Raw genomic sequence first — 25094 nt, 5'->3', positions numbered from 1 at the left:
CCCGCGGCCGCCGCTGGGTGCGTGCGGCAGGAGCCCTGGTGTGCGTTCGGCGGCAGTCGGCGGGCGAACTAGACTGGTCAGCGCTGCCGATTCCGCTGACCCGATCATAAAGAGCATGCCTGACACGACAACCCTCTCGCAGTTCCCCCGACCCTCGGTCGCCGTCGACACTGCCGTCCTCTGCCCCGTGCCCGGTCGTGGGCTGCACGTGCTCCTCACCCGGTCCCGGGACGGTCGGTGGCAGCTGCCCGGGTCGATTCTGCGTCCGCAGGAACGCCTCGCCGAGGCGGTCGCCCGGTGCCTGCGCGAGAAGGCGCAGCTCGTCGACCGCTCCCCCGTCCAGCTCCACGTCTTCGACCAGCCCGACCGCGACGACCGCGGTTGGGTGATCTCGGTCGCCCACCTCGACGTCCTCTCCGCCGCCGATGTCGGCCTCGCCGATGGGGGCACCGGGAACCGCGATGGCGTGGTTTCCGGCCGGCCTCTCGCCGAGGCAGAGGCCGGCGCTCCGTCCGGTCGGCGGAAGCTCGTTCCCGTCCACACGGTCCATGAGCTCAGCGAGGAGCATCAGGAGATCGTCCGCGTCGCCGTCCACCGCCTCCGCGCTCTTCACGAGCGGACCCCGGACCCCTTCGGCCTGCTGCCCGCGGAGTTCTCCCTCAGGCAGCTGCGCGCCCTCCACGAGGTCGTCGCCGGTGAGGAGATGCAGGCCGACACCTTCCGGCGGACGATGCTGCCGTTGCTCGATGCGACGGGGCGCGCGGTGACGCAGGGGCGCGGGCGGCCGGCGCAGACGTTCACGCGACGCTCGGAGATCGCACTGCGACAGGATGCCAGGGGCGGCCTCGATGGAGATTGACCGGACGCCGGGGGCGGCGGTGCGCATCGACGTGTGGCTGTGGACGGCGCGGATGTTCAAGACCCGCAACCTCGCCACCCAGGCGTGCCGCGGCGGACACTTCCAGGTCGACGGGCAGCGGGTCAAGGCCGCGCAGAAGGTGACGATCGGTCAGGAGGTCCGCGTCCGCAAGTCCGGCACCGAGTTCATCTGGAGGATAACGGGCATCCTCCCCACGCGGCCGGGTGCTGCGATCGCCGTCGGTGCCTACGAGGATCTCACCCCCGCGCCCGACCCTGCGCTGCGCGGGTTCGTCCCGAAGCGCGACAAGGGGCTGGGACGGCCGACGAAGAAGGACCGGCGCGACCTCGACCGGCTCCGCGGCCGCGACTCTCAGCGGTAGCAAGGCCAGGGCCTCTGTGCACCGAGGCCAGGGCCTCAGTGCATCGAGGCCAGAGCCTCAGTACATCACGGTCGCGAAGGTGCCGACCTGGTCGAAGCCGACGCGCTTGTACATCCGCAGCGCCGCCTCGTTGTAGTCATTGGCATAGAGGCTGACCGTCGGATGCCCGGCCGCCCGCGTCTGCGTGACGACGGCGGCCATGCCTGCGGCACCGAGCCCGTGGTTGCGCGTGTCGGGATGGACCCACACGCCCTGGACCTGGACGATGCGCGGCGAGCGGATGCCGATGTCGGCCTTGAAGAGCACCTGCTCGGCACGGTCGGTGGCGGGCCACCTCGGTGCTGGACTGCCGCTGGGCAGTGTCGGGGAGATCCGGACGAAGCAGTTGCCGCCGCGGATGATGCCGCGCACGCGTGCGAGGTAGCTCGACTCGCCGCCCTCGATGGGCGAGAAGCCGACCTCCTTCGTGAACATGTCGACGCTGGCGGGGAAGACCGTCGGCAGCTGGTCGAGGGTCGCCAGTCGCACCTCGGGGTCGGGGGCGACGTCAGGGTCCGAGCTGATCGCCAGCAGGGGCTGGCGTTCGCGCACGCCGCGCGGCCTGCCCCAGCCCAGGCGGCTGTCGAGGTCCATGATGATCTCGCGCCGCCCGATGAGCGAACACGACGACCGGCCGTCGGCGTTGAGCTTCGCGGCGAGCACCGCGTTCGTCTCGGGGCTCGCGTTGACGGGGATGATGTTGCCGCCCACCCAGTAAGCGGCGACGGGCCGGTCGCCGTCGAAGACGCCGTAGATGGTTCCGCCCGGGGAATTCGTCGCCGCGGTGCCGGTGACGTCGAGGAGGGCGAGGAGGTAGACGTTCTCGCAGGGATTGAGGGCGAGCAGGCTGGTCAGCCATGCCGTGTGCCGGTGCCCGAGGGGAGCTAGTCTCAACACATCGGCTCGATCAGCCGACGACGACTTCCGGCGGCCCGGACGGGACGTCCGACTCCTCGGCGATGCGCATGGCCTCTTCGATGAGGGTCTCGACGATCTGCGACTCCGGCACGGTCTTGATGACCTCGCCCTTGACGAAGATCTGGCCCTTGCCGTTGCCGCTGGCCACGCCGAGGTCGGCTTCGCGCGCCTCACCGGGACCGTTGACGACGCAGCCCATGACGGCCACGCGCAGCGGAACCTCCATGCCCTCAAGCCCCGAGGTCACCTTCTCCGCGAGGGTGTAGACATCGACCTGTGCGCGACCGCACGACGGGCACGAGACGATCTCGAGCTTGCGCGGCTTGAGGTTGAGGCTCTCGAGGATCTGGTTGCCGACCTTGACCTCTTCGACGGGCGGAGCCGACAGGGACACGCGGATCGTGTCGCCGATGCCCTTCGACAGCAGCGCGCCGAATGCGGTGGCGGACTTGATCGTGCCCTGGAACGCCGGTCCCGCCTCGGTGACGCCGAGGTGGAGCGGCCAGTCGCCGCGTTCGGCGAGCATCTCATATGCCCTGACCATGACGACCGGGTCGTGGTGCTTGACGGAGATCTTGAAGTCGTGGAAGTCGTGCTCCTCGAACAGGGAGGCCTCCCACACCGCGGATTCGACGAGCGCCTCAGGGGTGGCCTTGCCGAACTTCTCCATGATCCGCTTGTCGAGCGAACCGGCGTTGACGCCGATCCGGATCGAGGTGCCGGCATCCTTCGCGGCGGCCGCGATCTCCTTGACCTGGTCGTCGAACTTGCGGATGTTGCCGGGGTTGACGCGCACGGCCGCGCAGCCGGCGTCGATCGCCGCGTAGACGTACTTCGGCTGGAAGTGGATGTCGGCGATGACGGGGATCTGCGACTTCTGTGCGATCGCGGGGAGGGCGGCGGCGTCATCGGCGGACGGGCAGGCGACGCGGACGATGTCGCAGCCGGAGGCCGTGAGCTCGGCGATCTGCTGGAGGGTGGCGTTGATGTCCGTCGTCGGCGTCGTCGTCATCGATTGGACGCTGATGGGGTAGTCGGACCCGACTCCCACCTTGCCGACGTGGATCTGCCGGGTCTTCCGCCGAGGTGCGAGAACGGGAGGCGGAGGAGCTGGCATGCCGAGGTTGACCGATGTCACGAAGACGATCCCTTCATTGGGGCTGTGCGGCTGGATCGGCAGCCGTGACAGCCCGATAGTACGAGTCACTCTCATTGTAGGACGACAACCATCGTCCCGGTCGGGCGGCTCCGGTGTGATCGCTCACGACCTGGAGGTTTCCTGTCAGCGCCGAGGTGGGGCGAGTCCACCGGAGTGCGCTCGGCGGCCGTGGGAGGCAGTGTGCGGCGCGGTGTCGGGCAGCCGCGTCAGGGGCGTTCGGTAATGTGCGGTGACAAGAACCGACAGCCTGAGGATGGAGTTCCCATGACCGACTTGAAGCGGAGTCTCGGCACCGTCCAGCTGCTCGCCTTCGGAGTCGCCGGCGTCGTCGGAGCGAGTTGGATCTACACGAACTCGACGTTCTTCGACGCCTACGGGGCCGGGGGCGTCATCCTCGGCCTCTGTCTCGGCGTGGCGCTGGCGGCCTGTGTCGCGCTCGCCTACGCCCGTCTCGCGCAGGCGTTTCCGCGCGCCGGCGGTGAAGTCGTGTTCTCCTTCGCCGCACTCGGGCGCGGCGCGTCATTTCTCACCGGGTGGATGCTGCTCGGCGCCTATGTCTCCTCCCTGGCCTTCTACGTCACGGCGTTCGGCTACCTGCTCGGCCGTTTCGTTCCCGGACTCAACACGATTCCGCTCTACACGATCAACGACGAGACCGTGTACCTGCCCGGCTTGGCGATCGGGATCGGACTGACTCTCGCGTTCTTCGCCCTCAACTGGTACGGGATCAGTGTGGGTGCGCAGGTGCAGATCCTCATGTTCGCCCTCATCATCGCCGGCGGCCTCGCCCTCATCGTCACCGGATTCAGCGCCGGCAGTCCGGACAACTTCCTCCCCGCCTTCGCCCCCGATGCGACTCCCGTGACGGACACGCTGCGCTTCGTCGTTCCGGGCATGACGTTCCTCTCCGGCTTCGGACTCGTCGCCGTCCTCGCCGAGGACGCCAAGATCTCCCCGCGCAGGATCGGTCGCACAGTGGTGTGGACGGTCATCATCGCCGGCAGCTTCTACGTCCTCGTCCTCCTCGCGACGGCATGGGTCCGACCCTGGGAGGAGGTCGCCGGCATGGAGCTCGGCACCGTCGACGCGTTCCGGGCGGCCGGGTTCCCCGTCCTCGGCGGAGTCGCCTACGCGATCGCCGTGCTCGGGCTGCTCACCAGCTTCCTCGGTCTCTTCGTCGCCTCCTCCCGGATCCTCGTCGCCATGGGCCGCGCCGACCTCCTCCCGCGCCGCCTCGCCGCCGTTGACGAGCGCTCGGGAACACCGCGCACCGCACTGATCTTCACCCTCGTCATCACCCTGGGCCTGGGCTGGCTCGGCCCGGGGGCGGTGACGTGGTTCCTCGACACCGGCGGCATCTATCTGGGGGTCGTGTGGATCATGGTCGTCGTCGCCAACCTCCGGCTGCCTGCCTCGCGCGCCCCGAGATCGGCGATCGCCACGGGATTCTCCCTCCTCGGCGCGATCGGTGCCCTCGGCGTCATCGTTCTCGCGCTCTGGCCGGGAACCGGGTCCTCACTCGTCTGGCCGCACGAGTACATCATCCTCGTCGTCTGGATCGTCCTCGGAGTCGTGCTCTTCGCCCTGTCGCGACGCACCGACCCGCGCGACTCCCTTGCGACCCTGCTCGGTCGCGACCGCAGCGAGACCGAATCTCCCGTGGAGCGACGATGACCGCCCCGGTCGCGCCCGACATCGATGTCGTCCTGCGACGCCTCCTCCGTGCCGCCGACGAGCTGTCGGCCCTCGGCGGGGAGTTGGCGTACGGCGTCCTCGAGCGCCACGGCGTCCAGAACGCCGAGGCGAAGCTGACCAATGCCCACCGGCCCTACCGCATCGCGTCGATGACGAAGTCGTTCACGGCAGCGATGATCGGGTCGCTCGAGGCCTCAGGTCTCAACCTCGACTACCCGATGTACTTCCTCGTGCCCGATCTCAAGGGCACAGCGGTCGGTGAGCTCACCAGCCGCGAGTGCCTGACGATGGGCACGGGGTTCGGCAAGGACGACCCGTGGGCGGACCGGATGGAGTCGATGAGCAGCTTCGACTTCCTCACCTATCTCCAGGGGCCGCTCGTGCCGATCGCCGAACCCGGCACAGGCTTCGAGTACTGCAACCTCGGGTACGCGCTGCTCGGCCTCGCCGCGGAGTCCGTCACCGGCCGCACTCTTCCGGAGATGGTGACCACCGAGGTGACCGTTCCCCTGCAGATGACCCGCACCGGCTTCGACGTCGCCGACTTCCCCGATCTCGTCCCCGGCCTGCGCATCGACAGGCGCGGACGCGCCCACGTCCTCGAACCGACGAGGCCGGGGGCGTTCTCCGCGATCGGCGGCATGGTCTCGACCGCGGCCGATGTCTGCAATTGGATGAACGTCCACCTCGATTCCCTCGACGCCGAGGCGAGCAGCGCTCCCGGGGCCTGGTCCACGGTGCTCACCGGGGGCCAGCGGCCGCACCGGCCCATCGCGGTCGAGACGAGCCGCCTGCACACCGAGGACGTCGCCTACGGCTACGGGCTCATCCACCGTGAGGACTCCCGGTTCGGGCCGGTGCTCGGCCATTCGGGCGGCTACCCGGGCTTCGGCTCCCATATGAGGTGGTTTCCCGGGCTGAACCTCGGGATCGTCGTCCTCGGCAACACCACGTACTATCCGGCCGAACGCATCGTCCGCGACGCCGTCGACGCCGGGTGGCTGGCCGCGATCGGGCGCGCCGACGAGATCCCGGAGGTGCCGGCGGACGTCCCTCTGACCTCGGCTGCCCCGGTCCTCCCGCGCGAGTCCACGCCCGCGCCGACCCACCCGCTGCCGGCGGGCCCGCGCACCGGCCGGACCGTCCTCGGGGCAGCCGCTGCGGTGCTCGACTGGGACGACGCCTTCGCCGATGCCCACTTCGCGGTGAATATGGATCTCGATGAGCCGCGCGAGGAGAGGAGGGAACGCCATGCCGCCTGGTGCCGCGACCACGGCGTCGCACCGACCGCACCGGTGACCGTCGACGACCTCACGATGGAGACCCGTCTGCTGGGAACCGTGGCGATCACGGACACGGCGTCGATCACGGTTCGTCTCGACCACCTCGGCGATGTTCAGGCGATCACCCTGAGCGACTGAAAGCCTCCCAGCACCGGGCCGGTCGGCAGGGCCCGGCCGGAAGGGCACGGCCGCAGGAGCCCGTTGCGGGCGGGGCCGCACGGGGGCTGCCGGTGCAACCGCGCCTAGCGGGCCGAGTTGAAGATCGCGTCGAGGGTGATCGGTTTGACGAGGTCGACGTAGACGAGGAGCGCGGTCATGCAGAGCATGAGGCCGATGACGACGTACGTCAGCGGCAGCAGCTTCGCCGTGTCGAAGGGCCCGATCTTCCCGCGCCCACGCCACCGGTTGATCCGGCGCCTCGCGCCTTCGTAGAGCGCGACGGCGATGTGACCGCCGTCGAGCGGCAGCAGCGGGATCATGTTGAACGCGAAGAGGAAGATGTTGAGCGAGCCGAGCACGCCGAGCCCCAACTGCGCCTTCTCGACGACCTGCAGGTCATCGGTCGAGACGATCTCACCGGCGACGCGACCGACGCCGACCATGCCGACGAGGCCTTCGGGGTCGCGCTCCTTCGCACCCGTGGCGACCTGAGCGATGTCGACGAGTTTGACCGGCAGCGTGACGATGGCCCTGAACACGCCGGTGACCTGGTCCCACACCGCTCCGGGGAATTCGCTGAGCGGCAGCGGCTGCCGCTCCTGGACGGGGCCGATGCCGAGGAAGCCCTCCGTCACCGTCTGCGGGGTGCCGTCGGGGTTCGTCATGAGGTTGCCGCGATCGTCGACGCGAGGACGTTCGTGGGCGATGATCGGCACGGTCACCGTCTGCGCGGCACCGTCGCGGACGAAGTCGACCTCGACCCTCTCCCCCGCATGGTCCTTGATGACCGAGGACAGCTCGTCCCAGTTCTCCGTCTCCACGCCGGCCACCGAGGTGATCCGATCGCCGGGTTCGAAACCGGCCTCCCACGCGGGCGTGAGCTGGTCACCGGGCAGACACGCGTTGCGGTCCGCGGCCGGTCGCTGGGCGGCCTCCGTGGCGGGAACCGCACATTCGACGACGGTCTGCACCGTTGTCGTCGGGGTCATCACGCCGATGCCGAGCAGCGAGATCGCCATGATGACGATGCCGAGGACGAGGTTGACGAAGGGGCCGGCGAACATGACGACGAGTCGTTTGGGCACGCTGAGGGCGTAGAACGTCCGGTGCTCCTCCCCCGGCTCGATCTCGTCGTTCGACATCTCCCGGGCGTCGGCCATCGTGTTCTCGAACAGCCGTCCCTTCCGCTTCGTCCGCGGTCGCAGGGTCGCCTCGTCGCCGGCGCCGAGGTGGTCGCCGGGAGCGGCGGCCTCATGCGCAGCGGTGGCGTCGCCGAGGTCGGCAGTCGACTGTCCCGGAGCGCCCGGCTGTCCGGCGGTGCCCGACTGCCCCTGAGCACCCGACTGCAGGGCGGGTGCCTCGGCGCGCTGCTTCGTCGCATCGAGTGGCGGGTACATGCCCGGCATCGCGATGAAACCGCCGAGCGGCAGCGCCTTGATCCCGTACTCGGTCTCACCGCGCTTGAACGAGAAGAGCGTCGGCCCGAACCCGACCATGTAATGGGTGACCTTGACCCCGAACCTCTTCGCCGGGGTGAGGTGGCCGAGTTCGTGGAGGGCGATCGAGATCGAGATGCCGAGGAGGAAGAGGATGATCCCGACGATGAAGAGGACGACGGTCATCTCACTCCCCGCCGGTGCTCACGCCGACGCCGGCCGGCTGCGAACCGGAGGTCGCCGAGGCGGTGCGCACCGCATCGCCGTCCGCGGTCTGGGCCGCCACGTGTGCGCGCGCGAAGTCCCGCGCCCAGGCGTCGGCGGCGAGCACGGTCTCCACCGTGTGCTCGGGTGCCGGCTCGTGTGCCGCGAGAGCCTTCTCGAGACCGGAGTCGATGCCCGTGAAAGGAATGTCGCCGGCGATGAAGGCGGCGACGAGCACCTCGTTGGCGGCGTTGAACACCGCCGGGTAGCTGCGGGCGCGCTTTCCGGCTTCGATCGCGAGCCCGAGTGCGGGGAACGCGACATGGTTGACCGGCTCGAACGACCAGTGCATGGGCTGGCCCCAGTTGTTCGGCACCGCACCGGAGGTCACCCGGCGCGTGCTCCCGTCATCCTGAGTGCCGAGGGCGTAGGCGATGGGCAGGCGCATGTCCGGTGGCGAGATCTGCGCGATCGTCGAGGCATCAGTGAACTCGACCATCGAGTGGATCTGGCTCTGCGGGTGGACGACGACCTCGATGCGGTCGAAGTCGATGTCGAAGAGCAGGTGGGCTTCGATGACCTCGAGGCCTTTGTTGACCAGGGTCGCCGAGTTGATCGTGATCATCGAGCCCATCGACCAGGTCGGGTGCTTGAGCGCCTGGGCGGGCGTGACCCGGCGCAGAGCGTCGCGGGTCATGCCGCGGAACGGCCCGCCCGAGGCGGTGATGACGAGTCTGCTCACCTCACCGTGCGTGCCCGAGCGCAGAGCCTGAGCGATCGCGGAGTGCTCGCTGTCGACGGGGATGAGCCGGGCTCCGGTCCGCTGCGCGGCGTCGAGGACGAGGGAGCCGCCGATGATGAGGGACTCCTTGTTCGCCAGGGCGACATCGGTGCCGCTCGCCAGTGCCGCAAGCGTCGCTCCGAGTCCGGCGGCCCCGGTCACCGCGTTGAGGACGATGTCGGCCGGTTGGCCGGCGACCGCCTCGGCGGCATCGTCCCCGAGATGGATTTCACGAACGGGAACACTGATTCCGCGCTCGGCGGCGAGTTCGGACAACCGGTTCCGCACCTCGTCCTCGCCGCCTGCGGGAGGGGTCGTCAGGCCGATGACGGGGACGGAGAAGTCGAGGGCCTGGCCCAGGAGGAGGTCCATCTGGGACCCTCCGGCAAGCCCGACGACTGCGAAATCGGTTGCGTTCTCAGCCAGGACGTCGAGGGCCTGCGTACCGACCGATCCGGTCGACCCGACTACAATGATCTTACGTTCGCTCACGCCTACCGATGATGCCAAAGTTCTCTGGGAAATGACTCGACAGCGGCTTTCTCGGCGTGGGCGATGCACATGCGATCAATGGCGAGAGAGGTATAGATGAGTGCAACGATGAGCCCCGACGAGATCCTGGGACTGGATTCGGTCTTCGACGCCGATGACCTCGAATTCGCGCACGTCGTCCGCAAGTGGCTCGATGAGAACGTGCGGGAGAAGATCGGCGACTACTTCCTCGATGCGACCATTCCCGCCCGCGAACTCGCCGAAGGCCTCGGAGAGCTCGGCGTCCTCGGCATGCACCTCGACGGCTACGGCTGCGGTGGGTCGACGGCCACGCAGTACGGGCTCGCCTGCCGGGAGCTCGAAGCCATCGACTCCGGCCTGCGCTCGCTCGTGTCCGTGCAGGGCTCGCTCGCGATGTTCGCCATCCACCGCTACGGATCCGAGGAGCAGAAGCAGGAATGGCTGCCGAAGATGGCCGCCGGCAAGGCTCTCGGCTGCTTCGGCCTCACCGAACCCGATGTCGGCTCCGACCCCTCGGGGATGAAGACGACGGCGCGCAGGGACGGGTCCGACTGGATCCTCAACGGCGCGAAGATGTGGATCACGAACTCGCCGGTCTCCGATGTCATGGTCGTGTGGGCCAAGACCGAGGAGACCGATGAGAAGGGCCGCCCGGTCATCCGCGGCTTCGTCGTCCCCACGAACACCGAGGGTGTGCAGACCCCGGAGATCCACCGCAAGATCTCCCTGCGCGCCTCGATCACCGGTGAGATCGTCCTCGACAACGTCCGCCTCCCCGAGGATGCGATGCTGCCGGAGGCGAAGGGACTCAAGGCGCCGCTGTCGTGCCTGTCCGAGGCCCGCTTCGGCATCGTCTTCGGCGTCACCGGCGCCGCCCGCGACGCCCTCCTCTCGGCGATCGAGTACACGGGCACCCGCATCCAGTTCGACCGCCCGATCTCCTCGTTCCAGATCTCGCAGCAGAAGCTCGCGAAAGCCTTCGGCCAGTACTCGCAGATCACGCTGCTCGCCGCCCACCTCGGTGAGCTCAAGGACTCGGAGAAGGGCGTGCGTCCCGAGCAGATCAGCCTCGGCAAGATGGTCAACGTCGACACCGCGATGAACGTCTGCCGCGACCTGCGCGCGCTCTTCGGCGGTTCGGGCATCACGAGCGAATACCCGCCGCTGCGCCACGCGGTCAACCTCGAGACCGTCCTCACCTACGAGGGCACTCACGAGGTCCACCAGCTCACGATCGGACGCGCGCTGACGGGCATCAACGCCTTCGCGAACTGACGCGCCGCCGCGGCGGAGGCGCTGTCGTCGGCGTCAGCGCCGCTGCGACATGAGGCCGCCGCGACACGAATGCGACGCGACACGAATGCGACTGTCGGCCAGAAGTGCGAATGCGGGAAACCAGTTCCCTGCGCTCGCACTTCTGGCCGACATTTCTGTCTGTCCGCGCACTTCTCGCAGACGGAACGACTTCTGGCCGCCACTCGCACTGTCGGCGAACAGACCCCCGGCGGGCGCTGAGCGCACTTTCAGCCGACGCTGCGACATTCGGCGCGCAGAACGACGTCTGCCGTCCAGCGCACCGTCGGCATCACTGCTCGGCGAGGACGGTCTCCTCGAGCCACTCCACCCCGTCGGCGGCCGCGACGGCCCCATCGTCGGTGAGGGCGATCGTGCGCTTCGCATCGAGGGGGACGACGACGGCGGATTCGACGCGGGAATCGCGCATCGCCTGATCGAGGTTCGCCGTCTGCCCGTCGACCGTGATGCCCACGCCTTCGAAGCGCGAGCGGATGACCTTGACGACAGCGCGCCCCGGTTCGATCGCTTCCGCGTCGATCGGGTGGATGCGCACGACGGTCACGTCGTCAGCACCGGCACCCTCGCTGCTGCGGGCATCGACGACCATGCCGATGCGCAGGGCCGCGAGCGTGCTCAGCGCGCGTGCCGCCGCGGGCACCTCGGCGTCGATGCGCACCTGCGTCTGCTCAGGATCGACACCCATGGCGCGCAGGATCCCGCCGAGCTTCGCACTGCGGTCGAGCACCTCGGCGCGATCGAGTTCGACAGGCTTGGACAGGGCACTGATGAGCCGCGGATCGGTGACCTCACGGCCGTCGATGAGCGGCGCTTCGGGCGTGTCACCGGTGACGACGATGTCATCGGCACCGCCCATGGCGATCGGATGGTCGAGGACGTCATAGACGGGGTTGAGGGTCCCGGCGTCATCACCGGCGGGCTTGCTGAACCAGTGGATGTCAGTCAACGGAGGCCATCACCTCGACGACGCGGTCGATGAACGCGTCGACCTGGTCCTCGTCGTAGGCCTTGTTGCCCTTCGCCGTCTTGAACAGGACGCGGCGCACCTGGTCGACGCTCATCGCCACCCCCTGTGTGAAGTAGGAGTTGACCTTCTCACACATGTCGTCGACCTGGGCGATGTCGTAGCCGATGACCCCGGGGGCCGGATTGTCGAACCGCTCCCCCGCGTCGCGGACGAGTCGGCCGCGCAGCGACGCCGCGACCCGGGTGAGCTCCTGCACCCATGCGTCCTGTCCGGACTGGGCGATGAGACGGTCGCGGGCCTGCTTGGCGAACGCGTCCTCGAGGCGGTCGAGGGCGGCGTCGACGACGGCGACATGGTAGCCCTTGCGGACGAGGTCGAAGCCGACGGTGCGCACGGCACGCGAGTCGAGGTCACCAGGCTGCGGGGTCGGCCGTTCGAACGATTCCCGAGCCCGTTTGAAGAAGCTGTCGACCTGTTTGGGGTCGTAGCCGTTCTTCCAACCCGACATTCGAGGGAACGTCGTGTCCGCCATGATTCCTCCAGAAGCGAATCGCACAATAAGTCGTTTCCACCATGATAGATGGAGTGTCCGGCCGATGCCGTGTCAGCGACGGGCCCGTGGGCCGCCGCGGTGCTCAGTCGGCGGCGGCGAGCTGCCCGCACGCGCCGTCGATGTCGGAGCCGCGGGTGTCGCGGATCGTCGTCGGCACGCCGGCATCGACGAGGCGGCGGACGAATTCGTTCGCGACCTCCGGTTCCGAGGCCGTCCACACCGATCCCGGCGTCGGGTTGAGCGGGATCGGATTGACGTGGACCCAGCCGCGGCCGCGCGCGTTGAGCTTCTTCGCGAGCAGGTCGGCGCGCCAGGCATGGTCGTTCATGTCCTTGATGAGCGCGTATTCGATGCTCACCCGCCGCCCGGTGACCTTGTAGTAGTTGAAGGCGGCGTCGATCGCCTCGTCGGCGTTCCAGCGCGTGTTGACGGGGATCATCTCGTTGCGCAGCTCATCGTCGGGCGCATGGAGGCTGAGTGCGAAGGTGACGGGGATGTCCTCGGCCGCGAGCTTGTTGATACCGGGCACGAGCCCGACCGTCGAGACCGTGATCCGCCGGGCCGACATGCCCAGGCCCTCGGGCGCGGGGGCGACGAAGTGCCGCACCGCGTTCATCACGCGCTTGTAGTTGGCCAGGGGTTCGCCCATGCCCATGAAGACGATGTTCGTCACCCGTTCGGGTCCGTTCGCCGAGGTGGCCCCCGCCTGACCTGCGCCCGCCCCGGTGGCGCCGTCCGGGGTCTCCCCCTGCTCTTCGTCGGCTTCGGCGCCGAGGGCGACCTCGTCGTCGGCGACCGTGCCCGACTTCAGGGGTGCGAGCTCACCGGCGGCGATCGCCTGGTTGGCGCGGATGACCTGTTCGACGATCTCAGCCGTCGACATGTTCCGGGTCAGCCCCTGCTGGCCGGTCGCACAGAACGGGCAGTTCATGCCGCAGCCGCACTGACTCGACACGCACAGGGTGATGCGGTTGCGGTAGCGCATGAGCACCGATTCGACGAGGGCGCCGTCGAAGAGTCGCCAGAGGAACTTGATGGTGTCGCCGTTCTCCGTCGTCAGGCGGCGCACCTCGGTGAGCAGGGGCGGGAAGAAGCGCTCCGCCAGGGGCCCGCGCAGGTCCTTGGGCAGGTCGGTCATCGACTCGACGTCGGTGTGGTACCGGGTGAAGTAGTGATTGGACAGCTGCTTGGCGCGGAAGGCGGGCAGTCCCATCTCCTCGACGGCGGCGATGCGCTCGTCCATCGTCATGTCCGCGAGGTGCTGCTGCGGCTGCGCGACGCGCGGTGACTTGAAGTTGAGCAGCGGACGACCGTCGCGCATCGGGGTCGTCGACGTCGTGCCGTCGGCATGCTCGACGACGGGTCTGACTTGTCTGCTTCCACCTGATGCACTCACCCGCCCATTGTCTCATGGTCTGTGGACAGGCGGGTTGTGGTCGGGACCACCCGGAGCCGGCCCGCGACCGCCTCGGCGATCACCGCTTCCGCGGACTGGGCTCAGAGGAAACCGGGGAGAACGGAGAACATCACGAGCGCGACGGGGGCGGTCGGGAGGATCGAGTCGAGACGGTCCATCACGCCGCCGTGTCCGGGCAGCAGGGTGCCCATGTCCTTGAGGTCGAGATCGCGTTTGATCATCGACTCGCTGAAGTCGCCGAGGGTGGCGAAGGCGGGAATGACGACGCCGATGATCAGACCCGTCCAGAAGGGGGCGCCGAGGAGGGTGACCGCGAGCGTCGTCGCGACGGCGGCGGTGAAGACGACGGATCCGGCGTAGCCCTCCCACGACTTCTTCGGTGAGATCCGCGGAGCGATCGGATGCTTGCCCCAGAGGACGCCGAAGACGTAGCCGCCGATGTCGGAGGCGACGACGCTGGCGAGGAAGATGATGACGTAGAGGTTGCCGTCGGGCAGGGTGAGGAGATAGACGACGAAGCACGCCATGAGGCCCACGTAGGTGAGCGCGAAGAGGGAGAGGGAGACGTCCTTGACGGCGTTCTTCCGGCGCTCGACCATCGTGAAGAGCATGACGGCGCCGGCGCTGGCGGCGAAGGTCACCCACAGGGCCTCGCGACCGCCGAAGTACGTGGCGACGACCATGCAGGCCGCCGAGATCATCACGGGAATCCGTGAGACGAGGGAGCCCGAGCGCGAGAGCGCGTTCGCGAGCTCCCACATCGCCGCGACGATGGCGATGAGGATGACGAAGATGAAGGACTCGGGGAAGAAGATGAGGGAGACGAGGACGACTCCGCCGATGAGCAGTCCGATGCCGATCGCGGCGGGAAGGTTGCGACCTGCCCGCCCGTAGTCCTTCGGCGCCGGAGCGGCCTCGACCTCCACCTCGGCGGCGGAGTAGACCGTGTCGGTGCCGCGCAGGTCGCGTCTCTTCGGGAACGGAACCTGCGCAGACGCGCCCCGATCCGACCCCTCTGCCGGGGTCGGATCGGATGCGGGAGTCTCAGGTGTCGACAACGCGATCATCAGACCTCGAGGAGCTCAGCTTCCTTCTGATCGAGGAGCTTGTCGATCGAGTCGACCTTCTTCTTCGTGATGTCGTCGAGTTCGGAGATCGACCGGGTGACCTCGTCCTCACCGGCTTCGCCGTCCTTCTTGATCCGCTCGAGGGTCTCCTTGGCGTGGCGGCGGATGTTGCGGATCGAGACCTTGCCGTCCTCGGCCTTGCCCTTGACGATCTTCACGTACTCCTTGCGGCGCTCCTCGGTGAGTTCGGGGAGGACGACGCGGATGACGTTGCCGTCGTTGGCGGGGTTGGCGCCGATGTCGGAGTTGCGCAGCGCGTTCTCGATGTCGCCGAGGGTGCCCCGGTCGTAGGGAGTGATGAGGATCGTGCGCGCTTCCGGCGTCTGGAACGAGGCGAGCTGCTGGAGCGGCGTCGGCGCTCCGTAGTATTCGATCTCGATGTTCGCGAAGAGCGCGGGGTTGGCCCGGCCGGTGCGGATCGACGCAAAGTCCTCTTGCGTGAATTCCACGGCCTTGTCCATCTTCTCCCTGGCCTCTGCCAGTGTTTCTTCAATCACGAGACACTCTTTTCAGTCGATTGGAGCTGTGTGAACATTCTATGTGTCCGAGCTCGCGTTTGGCGCGCTCGGACCACGGCGGATTCGTCTCCGCCGGTGTGTCGGTGGTGGGTGCCTGACCAGCGGATCCTGGTCGGCGCACCCCCGGGATGACCCTGCGTGCTGCCGGCTACTTGACGACGGTGCCGATCTTCTCGCCGGAGATCGCCTTCCGCAGGTTGCCCTCCCCTTCCATGCCGAAGACATGCATCGGAAGCCGGTTGTCCATGCAGAGGGAGAACGCGGTCGCGTCGACGACCTTGAGTCCCTTCTGCAGAGCCTCCTGGTAGCTGATCTCGTCGATCTTCACGGCGTTCGGGTCGAGCTTCGGATCAGCGGTGTAGACCCCGTCGACGCCGTTCTTCGCGATGAGCACCTCGTCGGCGTGGATCTCGAGCGCCCGCTGTGCTGCCACCGTGTCGGTGGAGAAGTACGGCAGACCGGCACCGGCGCCGAAGATGACGACGCGGTTCTTCTCCATGTGCCGCATCGCGCGGCGTGGGATGTAGGACTCGGCGACCTGGGACATCGGAATCGCGGTCTGCACGCGCGTGTCGACGCCGAGCTGCTCGAGGAAGTCCTGGAGCGCCAGGCAGTTCATCACGGTGCCGAGCATGCCCATGTAGTCGGCGCGGGTGCGGTCCATGCCGCGCTGGGAGAGTTCGGCGCCGCGGAAGAAGTTTCCGCCGCCGACGACGATGCTCACTTCGACGTCGTCGACGGTGGGGGCGACTTCCCGGGCGACGGCAGCGACGACGTCGGGATCGACGCCGATGCTGCCGCCGCCGAAGACCTCGCCTGAGAGCTTGAGCAGCACCCGCCGACGGTGGGTGCGCAGCGGCCGGCTGGCATGGCTCGATTCGTGTACCGGGGTGGATGTCATTGAGGTCCTTCTTCCATGCGGTCGGCGCCGCCTTGTGGGCAGCGCCGATCCAGGGTGGTTCGTCTGGGTCAGTCTAGCGAAAACGGGGCCGGACCGAATCGGTCCGACCCCGTCATCGGATCACGCGGGGATCATGGTGATCCCGTCAGCGATCGTGCTGCGGTTCAGGCTCCCACGCGGAAGCGGAGGAAACCGGTGGCCTTGAGCCCGGCAGCTTCGAGGACCTTGCCCACGGACTGCTTGGGATCCTTGGCGAATCCCTGGTCGAGCAGGCAGTTCTCCTTGAAGAAGCCGTTGACGCGGCCTTCGATGATCTTCGGCAGAGCCTGTTCGGGCTTGCCTTCGTTCTTCGCGGTGTCCTCGGCGATGCGGCGCTCGTTCTCGACGAGCTCGGCGGGGACGTCCTCACGGGAGAAGTACTTCGGAGCCATTGCGGCGATGTGCACGGCGACATCGTGGGCAACGGTCTGGTCGTCGCCTTCGTACCCGAAGAGAACGCCGACCTGCGGGGGCAGGTCCTTGTTCGTCCGGTGGAGGTACGACTCGACCTTCTGGCTCTCGAGGCGACCCACGCGGCGCAGGTCGACCTTCTCGCCGAGGGCGGCACCGGACTCGGTGATGAACTGGGCGACGGTCTTGCCGTCGGCCTCGACCGAGAGGAGGGACTCCGCCGACTCGGACTTGTTCGACACCGCGAGGGCGAGGACTTCGTCGGCGAGGTCGATGAAGCGCTGCGACTTCGCGACGAAGTCGGTCTCCGAGTCGAGCTCGATCATGGTGCCGACTCCGCCGTCGACGAAGCTGGCCACGAGTCCGTCGGAGGTGGCGCGGCCTTCGCGCTTGGTGGCGCCCTTGAGGCCCTTCACGCGGAGGAGCTCAACGGCCTTCGCCTGATCGCCGTCGGCCTCGTCGAGGGCCTTCTTGACGTCCATCATTCCCGCGCCGGTCTTCTCGCGCAGTTCCTTGATGTCAGCGGCAGTGTAGTTTGCCATTCTTTCTCCTAGTGGTGGTGGAGGTGAGTGAGATCAGGACTCGGTGGAGTCAGCGTTCGCGTCGGCGTTGGCCTCGGCGTCGGCTTCAGCGGTGGCGGCGTCGGCCTTGGCCGTCTCGGCCTCGGCGTCGGCAGCGGAGGTGTCACCGGCAGCGGCGTCAGCGGTGGCTGCGTCCGCGGCGACCTTGGCCTCGGCCTCGGCGGTGTTGGCTTCACCCTCAGCGGCGTTGCCTTCGAGGAGCTCGCGCTCCCACTCGGGCATCGGCTCGACGGCGGAGACGTTCTTCTCACCGGACTCGTCGTCGCCGGAGTGGCGGGCGATGAGGCCCTCGGCCACGGCGTCGGCGATCACGCGGGTGAGCAGGGACACCGAGCGGATGGCGTCGTCGTTGCCCGGGATCGGGTAGGTGACGTCGTCGGGGTCGCAGTTCGTGTCGAGGATCGCGATGACCGGGATGCCGAGCTTCTTCGCCTCGTCGACGGCGAGGTGCTCCTTCTTCGTGTCGACGATCCACACGGCCGACGGGGTCCGCTGCATGTCGCGGATGCCGCCGAGGGTCTTCTCGAGCTTGTCCTTCTCGCGACGGAGGATGAGGAGTTCCTTCTTCGTGTGCGAGGAGCCGGCAACGTCGTCGAAGTCGATCTCTTCGAGTTCCTTGAGGCGGGCCAGGCGCAGGGAGATGGTCTGGAAGTTCGTGAGCATGCCGCCCAGCCAGCGCTGGTTGACGTAGGGCTGGCCCACGCGCTTGGCCTGCTCGGCGATGGATTCCTGGGCCTGCTTCTTCGTGCCGACGAAGAGGATCGAGCCACCGTGCGAGACGGTCTCCTTGACGAACTCGAACGCGGTGTCGATGTAGCCCAGCGACTTCTGCAGGTCGATGATGTAGATGCCGTTGCGCTCGGTGAAGATGAAGCGCTTCATCTTCGGGTTCCAACGACGGGTCTGGTGTCCGAAGTGGACGCCGCTGTCGAGCAGCTGGCGGATGGTGACGACGGCCATGCCGACGCCCTCCTTTCTCGAGCACCCTGCTGCGGGTGCGTTGTGCCACGGTGAGCCGCCGGCGGTGAGCCGACGACGCCTGTGACGGTTTCGGTTGATTCCTGGCATCCGGTTCGTCCGCCCCACACGCACTGCAGGCGTGCACCAAGGGATGGAGAAGAAATCGGATGCGCGTAGTCAGAAGACACGCTTCTGCTGGGGCCAGTCTATCGCGGGCGACCAAGCCATTTCCAATCGGTTCCCCGCACCGAGGCGGCCCTGCGATTCCGGGGCCCGATCCCGGTGACGCAGGGGCTGGGTCCGCGGGGCGGCGGCGCCGAGTCGACTCGCGTGCCAGGGCCTGTGGAGGGTCGATCCGGAGGCCCGCCCGGACCGAGTGACGGTGTGTGCCCGTCGCCGAGGTGGCCCGCGGTTGGCCTCGGGTCGTGGCGGGGCGGTGGCGCCGCGCCGCGGACGGTGCACATCGTCCTCGTCGCCGTCTCTGCGTTCGACCGCACTCGCGTGCTGTGGTCTGTGGATGCCGGTGTGACTCGTGTGCACCTGACCTGTGGAGGCAGAGCGGCCGTCCACAGGCGGTTGCCGCGGCGGTGACACGCGCCTCGGCGGGCGGTTCGATGGACGGCATGCCGAATCCTCACCGACCGCCCACTCCTCGCTGGCGCGCCCCATCTCGGAGTCGCTCCGGAGCGACGGCGTTCGCGACGTTCGTCGTCACCGTGCTCGTCGTCCTCGCCCTCGGTCTGACCGGCACCGCCAGAGCCGACCAGACCGCCGCGGAGGCGACGACATGGGTCTCCCCCGTGCCCGTCATGGAGATCGTCACCGCCTTCGACCCGCCGCAGGAGACCTGGCTGGCAGGGCACCGGGGCATCGACATCCGCGCCCTTCCCGGCGAGCCGCTGCGGGCTCCGACGAGCGGAACGGTGCGCTTCCGCGGTTCGGTCGCGGGCACCGACACGGTGAGCATCACCACCGACTCCGGCCACACCGTCTCGTTCCAGCCGGCGACGACCGACCTCGCCGTCGGTGACGCGTTCGCAGCGGGTGAGCGGATCGGCGAGGTCACCGACGGGGCGCACTGCGACGAGGACTGTCTCCACGTCGGAGTGTGGCCGACTGAGAGCGACCGTGCGTATGTCGATCCGGCACCGTTCTTCGGGCAGGACGCCTCGGTGCTGCTGCCGCTCTCCCGCAAACCCGCCGAGGAGCCCGCCGACGACGACGGCGCCTCCGGGGCCGGGTCCTGGGGCGGGCACCGCAATGGCCGGATCCCCGCCTCGGCGATGTGCGAGCTCAAGACCGCCCCGGGCCAGCTGCTGCGCTGTGATGCGCAGGCGGCGTTCGACCGGCTCTCCTTCGCGTTCGAGGCGCGGTTCGGTCGGCCGATCTCCGTCACCGACGCCTATCGCGACTACGACACGCAGGTCATCCTCAAGAAGCGCAAGGGCCGGTTGGCGGCCACACCCGGGACCTCGAACCACGGGTGGGCGCTCGCGGTCGACCTGGGCGGTGGGATCAATGGGTTCGGCAGCCCCGAACACGAGTGGATGCGGGCGAACGCGCCGACCTTCGCGTGGGTGCACCCGTCGTGGGCGAGGCAGTCGGGGTCCCTGCCCGAACCGTGGCACTGGGAGTTCCGGAAGTGAGCGTCCGAGAGGCTACGCCCGGGGGTGCGCCTGCCGGTAGGACTCCTGCAGTCGCTGCATCGACACGTGGGTGTAGATCTGGGTGCTGCTCAGCGTCGAGTGCCCGAGGAGCTCCTGGATCTGGCGGAGGTCGGCGCCGTTGTCGAGCATGTGCGTGGCCGCGGAATGACGGAGACCGTGCGGCCCGATGTCCGGGGCCTCCGGGTTGCGGGCACCGTACCGGTGGACGATTTCGCGTACCTGGCGCGCCCCGATCCGACCTCCGCGCCGGCCGAGGAAGAGGGCGTCTCGACTCTGCGCAGTGGCGACCCTCCCCCGCATCCGCAGCCAGGTCTCGAGTGCCTGGCCGGCGGGTGCCCCGAACGGGACGCGGCGTTCCTTGTTGCCCTTGCCGATGACGGTGATCATCGCGCGGTGGTCGTCGACGTCGGCACGGTCGAGGCCGCAGAGCTCGGAGACGCGGACCGCGGTCGCATAGAGCATCTCGAGGATCGCCGCATCACGGGCCCGCATGGCCTCATCGGTCTCGTCCTCGGGTGGCGCGTCGTCCCCCGCGTCCGCACCGGCCGCCTGGCCGGCCGCGATGAGATTCGCCGCCTGTTTCGGCTTGAGCACGGTCGGAAGGCGGGAGTCCTTCTTCGGGGTGCGCAGCCTGGCCGCTGGGTTGGTCGCCAGTCCCAGGGAGTTCACGCAGTAGCCGAAGAACGATCTCAGGGCGGCGATCTTGCGCGCCACCGTCGACTTCGCGGCTCCCGCATCGTCGAGGGCGATGAGCCATGACCGCAGCTCCTCGAGACCGATGTCGGCGATGTCGGTGGTGCGGACGTGGGCGAAGAAGTCGGTGATGTCGGCGACGTAGGCGCGGCGCGTGTGGTCGGAGACATCGCGGGAGCGCAGATGGTCGGCGTAGGTCTCGACGACCTCGGGGAAGCGGTGTGCGTCGGTCACAGTCCCCAGACTACGCGGTTGCACAACCGCGAGGGCGGAGGCCGGCGACTCACGGTCGGCGATTCGCGACCCGAGACGGCCGGTCATTGACTGCCTGCCGGCTGAGGTCAGCTTCCCCGGACCTTCGTCCAGCCGGAGCCGTGCCGCCGGCTCAGCCCCGCGAGTTCGAGGAGGGCGAGCGCTGAGAGGGCGTCCTGGACGGTCAGTCCGGCTCGTGCCGCGAGCGTACCGACGTCGAGCTCCTTCGTCGCCGACAGCGCGGTCAGGCAGATCTTCTCCCGCTCGCTGAGTCCGTCGAGCCGGTCATCGCCGCGTGAGCCGTTATCGGGGTCGGGTCCGAAATCGAGCGGCAGTTCGTCGTCGCGGAGGAGGTCGAGGACGTCGGCGGCCGACGTGACGAGTTCGGCCTCATGGTGGCGGATGAGCCGATGCGTTCCCGCCGATGACGCCGAGTACACCGACCCCGGATAGGCGGCGACGGTGCGGGAGAGCTCGAGCGCATGCCGGGCGGTGTTGAGCGCCCCGCTGCGCCACCCGGCTTCGACGATGACGGTGACGAGGGCGGAGGCGGCGATGAGCCGGTTGCGCAGGAGGAAGCGGTGTCGCATCGGCGTCATCCCGGGCGCGGTCTCCGAGACGATCGCTCCCCCGTTGAGCACCTGGGCGAAGAGATCGGCGTTCGCCGCCGGGTAGAACCGGTCGACTCCTCCGGCCATGAAGGCGATCGTCGGGGCGTCCCGGGCGATCGCTGCCCGGTGGGCGGCCGCGTCGATGCCGAACGCGCCTCCGGAGACGACGGTGACCCCTTCGGCGCCGAGATCCCATGCGAGGTCGGACGCGCACTTCGTTCCGTACCCGCTCGCCGCCCGTGCCCCGACGACGGCGACTGCCCGGCGCAGCGTCGTGTCGAGTCGGGCCTGTCCGCGGACCCACAGCGCCAGGGGCGCCGCAGGCCCGAGGTCGTCAAGGCACCCCGGCCACTCCTCATCACCCGGGATGACGAGTCGCCCGCCGAGGCGCAGCATCGCCTCGAGGTCGTGATCGCCGTCGGCATCAGCGGAGCGCACGGCCCACCGGGCGAGCGCCTCGGCGAGCTGACTCCCCCTGGACGGTTCCCCGACTTCGACGCTCAGGTGGGCTGCGGCGTCCCCGGTGCTCACGGGTTCGGCGGCGACGGCGCGGATGATCTCGAGTGCCGCGATCGGGCCGACGGCGTCGACGACGCCTCTGAGCAGCCCGTCACCGGGTTCGCCGATCCGCAGCAGGGCGGCGAGCGCACTGCGCTGCCGCGACTCGGTGTCCGCGGCCCGGCCACTGTGGTCGCGAGCTCCGGTGGTCCCCTCGTCGTCCATGACCTCGTCCTCCATCTCGCTCACGTCTCCTGCGTCCGCAGCGCCAGTGCCACGGCGATCCTGTCGGCGTCGGGAGCGTCGGCACCGGCGAGGTCGGTCAGCGTCGTCGCGACCCGGAGCACCCTGTCGTAGCCGCGCATCGTGATCCGGCCGGTCTCGAGTGCCCGGTCGAGACCGCGCAGCACCTCGGGGCGCATGCCGAAGTGGTCGCGCAGCCACGCACCGGGAGCGTTCGCATTGAGCGACCATGCGCAGTCGGCGTACCGCGCCCGCTGGGCACGCCTGGCTGCGCGCACCCGGGCGGCGACGGCGGCGCTCGCCTCCTGGTCCCCGCCGAGGCGGAGGTCAGCGGGTGAGACGGGGAAGAGTTCGATCTGCAGATCGACGCGGTCGAGGAGCGGGCCCGACAACCGGTTGCGGTACCGGCGTTTGTCCATCGGCGTGCACTGGCACGTGCTCTGACCGCCGGCCGGCATCCCGGCGCCGCACGGGCACGGGTTGGCGGCCATGACGAGTTGGAACGCGGCCGGGAGCACCATCGATCCCCACGCCCGGTGGATGTGGACCTGCCGGGCCTCGAGCGGCTGACGCAGCGCCTCGAGCACGTCCCGGGAGAACTCCGGCGCCTCATCCATGAAGAGGACACCCCGATGGGCTCGGCTGAGGATCCCGACGGTTCCCGGTCGGCGTCCGCCGACGAGCGCCGAGGCGGTGCTCCGGTGGTGAGGTGCCTCGAACGGGGGACGGTGGTCGAGTGCGTCACCGGCGGGGAGTTCCCCGCGCAGCGAGCGGATCGCTGCGACCTCGAGGGCCTCGGTGTCGGACAGCGGCGGGAGGATTCCGGGCAGGCATTGGGCGAGCAGGGTCTTGCCTGCTCCCGGCGTGCCGCGCATGAGCAGGTTGTGGCCGCCGGCCGCGGCGACCTCGAGACCGAAGCGCGCCTCCTCCTGCCCCTGCACCTCGGCGAGGTCGTGGAGGTCGGGGCTGTGGGCCGCGGGACCGGCGGCGTCGATGACCGGCGGCAGCGCGGGCACGGTGAGCGCACCGCCGTAGAGGTTGACGAGTTCGGCGAGCGAGGAGACCGGGATGACCTCGATGCCGCTGATGAGACCGGCTTCGCTCGCGTTTCCGGCGGGCACGACGAAGCGGTCGAACCCGGCGAGCAGACCACTGTGCAGGGTCGGCAGCACGCCGCTGACCGGGCGGATCCGACCGTCGAGTCCGAGCTCCCCGCAGTGGATGACCCGCTCGGTGTCGTCAGCGCTGATCGTCCGCCGCGCCCGGAGCACGGCCACGGCGATGCCGAGGTCGAATCCGGTGCCGATCTTCGGGACGCTGCCGGGTGTGAGATTGACCGTCAGGTGCTCGGTGGCCACCGGGGTGCCGAGGAAGGCCAGTGCCGCTCGCAGCCGCTTCCGGGATTCGCTCACCGAGGTGTCCGGCAGCCCGACGATGTCGATGCCGGGCAGGCCTGCACTCACGCTGGCCTCGATCGAGACGATCTTGCCCGTCAGTCCCCACAGGGCCACGGCCGAGGCCCGCCCGACGATGCTCGTCTCCGGGGTCGCCACCACGAGCGGGGGCGCTGGTTGGGGCGGACCGCCGTCCTCGGCGGCCTCGAGCCAGGGGTCGGCCTCGGCAGGGGGTTCCGGGCCGAACTCGTCATCGCCGGTCAACGGCAGCGGCTCGCTCATGAGTCGACCTGCACGTTCTTCAGGTGGGCGAGGACGACGCGCGGCTCCATGACGATGCCGATCGCATCGATGCGGGTGGCCGGGAAGAATTCGGCTTGGGCGCGCAGCCACAGTCCCGAGAGCATCCGGATCTTCCGCAGCTTCACCGGTGTGATCGCCTCGAGCGGCGACCCCTGCCTCATCGTGCGGCGGGTCTTGACCTCGACGAAGACGACGGCGGCGCCGTCCCGGGCGATGATGTCGATCTCACCGCGCGCACAGCGGACGTTGCGGGCGAGGATGACCATCCCCTCGGCTTCGAGGCGCGCCACGGCAAGGTCCTCCCCGGCGCGGCCCAGGGCGATCTGCCTCTCACCTCGTGTTGTCCCTCTCGTTCCCGACATGCCCACCACGGCACCATGATCGATCCGGCCGGGGGAAGATCAGAGAATCGGCCTGTGGAGGATGCGTGGGCGTCCACAGGCCGTGGGCACATGAGTCAGCAGGTGTCCACACCCCGACCGCACGCGAGTCGGAGACTCACTCCGTGCGGGGTCACCGTCCGATCGAGGTCGGCGGTTCGAGGTCGGACTTCGCGATCTCCTCGATGTTGACGTCCTTGAACGTGAGCACGTGGACCATTTTGATGAACCGGGCCGACCGGTAGCTGTCCCACACCCAGGCGTCGCGCAGGGTCAGCTCGAAGTAGACGTCGCCGGCGTCGTTGTGGGCCTTGAGGTCGACGTGGTTGGCGAGGTAGAAGCGCCTCTCCGTCTCGACGACGTAGGCGAACAGGCCGACGACGTCGCGGTACTCCTTGTAGAGCTGGAGTTCGAGCTGGGCCTCGTAGTCATCGAGATCGTCTGCGCTCACGGGGTTCCTCTCTTCGTCTCGGGGACAGGGTCGGTATCAGGAGTAGTCCGCCCGCCGCCAGCAGGTGGCTCGGCGTGCAGGCGGAAGCTTCGACGGTGGTGGACGCTCGGTCCGTGGTCGGCGATCGCCTGCCGGTGGGCGGCGGTGCCGTAGCCGACGTTGGACTCCCAACCATACTGCGGGTGCGCCTCGGCGAGGCCGATCATCGTTTCGTCGCGCTCCACCTTCGCCACGATACTCGCCGCTGCGATGACCGGAACGCTGCCGTCGCCTTTGATGATCGTGCGCACCGGCGGCAGCTCCACGTCGGCGCAGGCGCCGAATATCCCCAGGCAGTCGAGCGTGAGTGGGGCCGAGAGCCAGTCGTGCTTGCCGTCGAGGAGGAC

23 protein-coding genes and 1 pseudogene are annotated in these 25094 nt (G+C 68.8%); 6 read left to right on the top strand and 18 right to left on the bottom strand.

Annotated elements, in window-relative coordinates:
- Nucleotides 1-115 precede the first annotated feature (115 nt).
- Together FFS20_RS11805 and FFS20_RS11800 are read left to right on the top strand one after the other, a co-directional pair.
- Nucleotides 116-859, top strand: a complete 744-nt coding sequence (locus FFS20_RS11805; RefSeq protein ID WP_137826041.1) for an NUDIX domain-containing protein — start codon at nt 116-118, stop codon at nt 857-859.
- Complete coding sequence (locus FFS20_RS11800; RefSeq protein ID WP_137826040.1) at nt 849-1241, top strand: RNA-binding S4 domain-containing protein; 393 nt, start codon at nt 849-851, stop codon at nt 1239-1241. Before FFS20_RS11805 ends, FFS20_RS11800 begins: the two co-directional genes overlap by 11 nt.
- A gap of 57 nt (nt 1242-1298) precedes the next feature.
- Here FFS20_RS11800 and FFS20_RS11795 read toward each other — a convergent pair whose 3' ends face one another.
- Nucleotides 1299-2177: a DUF4081 domain-containing GNAT family N-acetyltransferase gene (locus tag FFS20_RS11795; protein WP_249356824.1), complete on the bottom strand. Its 879-nt coding sequence runs from the start codon at nt 2175-2177 to the stop codon at nt 1299-1301.
- Nucleotides 2178-2187: 10 nt separating this feature from the next.
- Nucleotides 2188-3336: a flavodoxin-dependent (E)-4-hydroxy-3-methylbut-2-enyl-diphosphate synthase gene (gene ispG / locus FFS20_RS11790; protein ID WP_137826056.1), complete on the bottom strand. Its 1149-nt coding sequence runs from the start codon at nt 3334-3336 to the stop codon at nt 2188-2190.
- A 285-nt stretch (nt 3337-3621) separates the two neighbouring features.
- Here ispG and FFS20_RS11785 point away from each other — a divergent pair, with 285 nt between their 5' ends.
- Together FFS20_RS11785 and FFS20_RS11780 are read left to right on the top strand one after the other, a co-directional pair.
- Complete coding sequence (locus FFS20_RS11785; RefSeq protein ID WP_137826038.1) at nt 3622-5031, top strand: APC family permease; 1410 nt, start codon at nt 3622-3624, stop codon at nt 5029-5031.
- On the top strand, nt 5028-6473 hold the full coding sequence (locus FFS20_RS11780) for a serine hydrolase domain-containing protein (protein WP_137826037.1): 1446 nt from the start codon (nt 5028-5030) through the stop codon (nt 6471-6473). The genes FFS20_RS11785 and FFS20_RS11780 overlap by 4 nt, the downstream gene beginning before the upstream one ends.
- A gap of 104 nt (nt 6474-6577) precedes the next feature.
- On the opposite strand, the gene FFS20_RS11775 is transcribed toward FFS20_RS11780, so the two are convergent.
- Both FFS20_RS11775 and dxr read right to left on the bottom strand, forming a co-directional pair.
- Nucleotides 6578-8116, bottom strand: coding sequence for a site-2 protease family protein (locus FFS20_RS11775; protein ID WP_137826036.1), 1539 nt, complete (start codon nt 8114-8116; stop codon nt 6578-6580).
- A 1-nt stretch (nt 8117) separates the two neighbouring features.
- Entirely contained in the window at nt 8118-9407 is a 1290-nt protein-coding gene (gene dxr, locus FFS20_RS11770; RefSeq protein WP_137826035.1) for a 1-deoxy-D-xylulose-5-phosphate reductoisomerase, read from the bottom strand.
- Between the two features lie 96 nt (nt 9408-9503).
- On the opposite strand from dxr, the gene FFS20_RS11765 reads away from it, so the two are divergent.
- Entirely contained in the window at nt 9504-10703 is a 1200-nt protein-coding gene (locus FFS20_RS11765; protein ID WP_137826034.1) for an acyl-CoA dehydrogenase family protein, read from the top strand.
- Nucleotides 10704-11013: 310 nt separating this feature from the next.
- Here the strand turns inward: FFS20_RS11765 and FFS20_RS11760 are convergent, their stop codons facing one another.
- The 8 genes from FFS20_RS11760 to rpsB all read right to left on the bottom strand — a co-directional run bounded on the left by FFS20_RS11760 (nt 11014) and on the right by rpsB (nt 18216).
- The gene (locus FFS20_RS11760; protein ID WP_137826033.1) at nt 11014-11688 is read right to left on the bottom strand and encodes a hypothetical protein; all 675 of its coding nucleotides are present in this window, start codon (nt 11686-11688) and stop codon (nt 11014-11016) included.
- Nucleotides 11681-12241 (bottom strand): DivIVA domain-containing protein, encoded by a 561-nt coding sequence (locus tag FFS20_RS11755; RefSeq protein ID WP_137826032.1) that lies wholly within the window; start codon nt 12239-12241, stop codon nt 11681-11683. Before FFS20_RS11755 ends, FFS20_RS11760 begins: the two co-directional genes overlap by 8 nt.
- A 103-nt stretch (nt 12242-12344) precedes the next feature.
- Entirely contained in the window at nt 12345-13583 is a 1239-nt protein-coding gene (gene rlmN / locus FFS20_RS11750) for a 23S rRNA (adenine(2503)-C(2))-methyltransferase RlmN (protein ID WP_137826055.1), read from the bottom strand.
- A 176-nt stretch (nt 13584-13759) separates the two neighbouring features.
- Complete coding sequence (locus FFS20_RS11745; protein ID WP_137826031.1) at nt 13760-14746, bottom strand: phosphatidate cytidylyltransferase; 987 nt, start codon at nt 14744-14746, stop codon at nt 13760-13762.
- Nucleotides 14746-15303 carry a ribosome recycling factor gene (gene frr / locus FFS20_RS11740; RefSeq protein WP_137826030.1) on the bottom strand — a complete coding sequence of 186 codons (558 nt, stop codon included), beginning with the start codon at nt 15301-15303 and terminating at the stop codon, nt 14746-14748. The genes FFS20_RS11745 and frr overlap by 1 nt, the downstream gene beginning before the upstream one ends.
- Nucleotides 15304-15472: 169 nt before the next feature.
- Nucleotides 15473-16225, bottom strand: coding sequence for a UMP kinase (gene pyrH / locus FFS20_RS11735; RefSeq protein ID WP_137826029.1), 753 nt, complete (start codon nt 16223-16225; stop codon nt 15473-15475).
- 164 nt (nt 16226-16389) lie between these two features.
- Nucleotides 16390-17217 (bottom strand): translation elongation factor Ts, encoded by an 828-nt coding sequence (gene tsf / locus FFS20_RS11730; RefSeq protein WP_137826028.1) that lies wholly within the window; start codon nt 17215-17217, stop codon nt 16390-16392.
- A gap of 33 nt (nt 17218-17250) precedes the next feature.
- The gene (rpsB, locus tag FFS20_RS11725) at nt 17251-18216 is read right to left on the bottom strand and encodes a 30S ribosomal protein S2 (protein ID WP_137826027.1); all 966 of its coding nucleotides are present in this window, start codon (nt 18214-18216) and stop codon (nt 17251-17253) included.
- A 623-nt stretch (nt 18217-18839) separates the two neighbouring features.
- On the opposite strand from rpsB, the gene FFS20_RS11720 reads away from it, so the two are divergent.
- On the top strand, nt 18840-19862 hold the full coding sequence (locus FFS20_RS11720; RefSeq protein ID WP_249356823.1) for a peptidoglycan DD-metalloendopeptidase family protein: 1023 nt from the start codon (nt 18840-18842) through the stop codon (nt 19860-19862).
- A 12-nt stretch (nt 19863-19874) separates the two neighbouring features.
- Here the strand turns inward: FFS20_RS11720 and FFS20_RS11715 are convergent, their stop codons facing one another.
- The 6 genes and pseudogenes from FFS20_RS11715 to FFS20_RS11690 all read right to left on the bottom strand — a co-directional run.
- On the bottom strand, nt 19875-20810 hold the full coding sequence (locus FFS20_RS11715; RefSeq protein ID WP_249356822.1) for a tyrosine recombinase XerC: 936 nt from the start codon (nt 20808-20810) through the stop codon (nt 19875-19877).
- A gap of 107 nt (nt 20811-20917) precedes the next feature.
- Entirely contained in the window at nt 20918-22177 is a 1260-nt protein-coding gene (dprA, locus tag FFS20_RS11710) for a DNA-processing protein DprA (RefSeq protein ID WP_249356827.1), read from the bottom strand.
- A 5-nt stretch (nt 22178-22182) separates the two neighbouring features.
- Nucleotides 22183-23856, bottom strand: a complete 1674-nt coding sequence (locus FFS20_RS11705; RefSeq protein WP_137826025.1) for a YifB family Mg chelatase-like AAA ATPase — start codon at nt 23854-23856, stop codon at nt 22183-22185.
- Nucleotides 23853-24239, bottom strand: coding sequence for a YraN family protein (locus FFS20_RS11700; RefSeq protein WP_137826024.1), 387 nt, complete (start codon nt 24237-24239; stop codon nt 23853-23855). Before FFS20_RS11700 ends, FFS20_RS11705 begins: the two co-directional genes overlap by 4 nt.
- Nucleotides 24240-24390: 151 nt before the next feature.
- Entirely contained in the window at nt 24391-24708 is a 318-nt protein-coding gene (locus tag FFS20_RS11695) for a DUF2469 domain-containing protein (RefSeq protein ID WP_137826023.1), read from the bottom strand.
- Nucleotides 24705-25094, bottom strand: a pseudogene (locus FFS20_RS11690) (ribonuclease HII); the annotation flags it as partial. The gene FFS20_RS11695 and the pseudogene FFS20_RS11690, both read right to left, overlap by 4 nt.

This window comes from Brevibacterium sp. 2SA, assembly GCF_005502845.1.
GTDB lineage: Bacteria > Actinomycetota > Actinomycetes > Actinomycetales > Brevibacteriaceae > Brevibacterium.
This window is presented reverse-complemented; position numbering and strand designations above follow the sequence as displayed.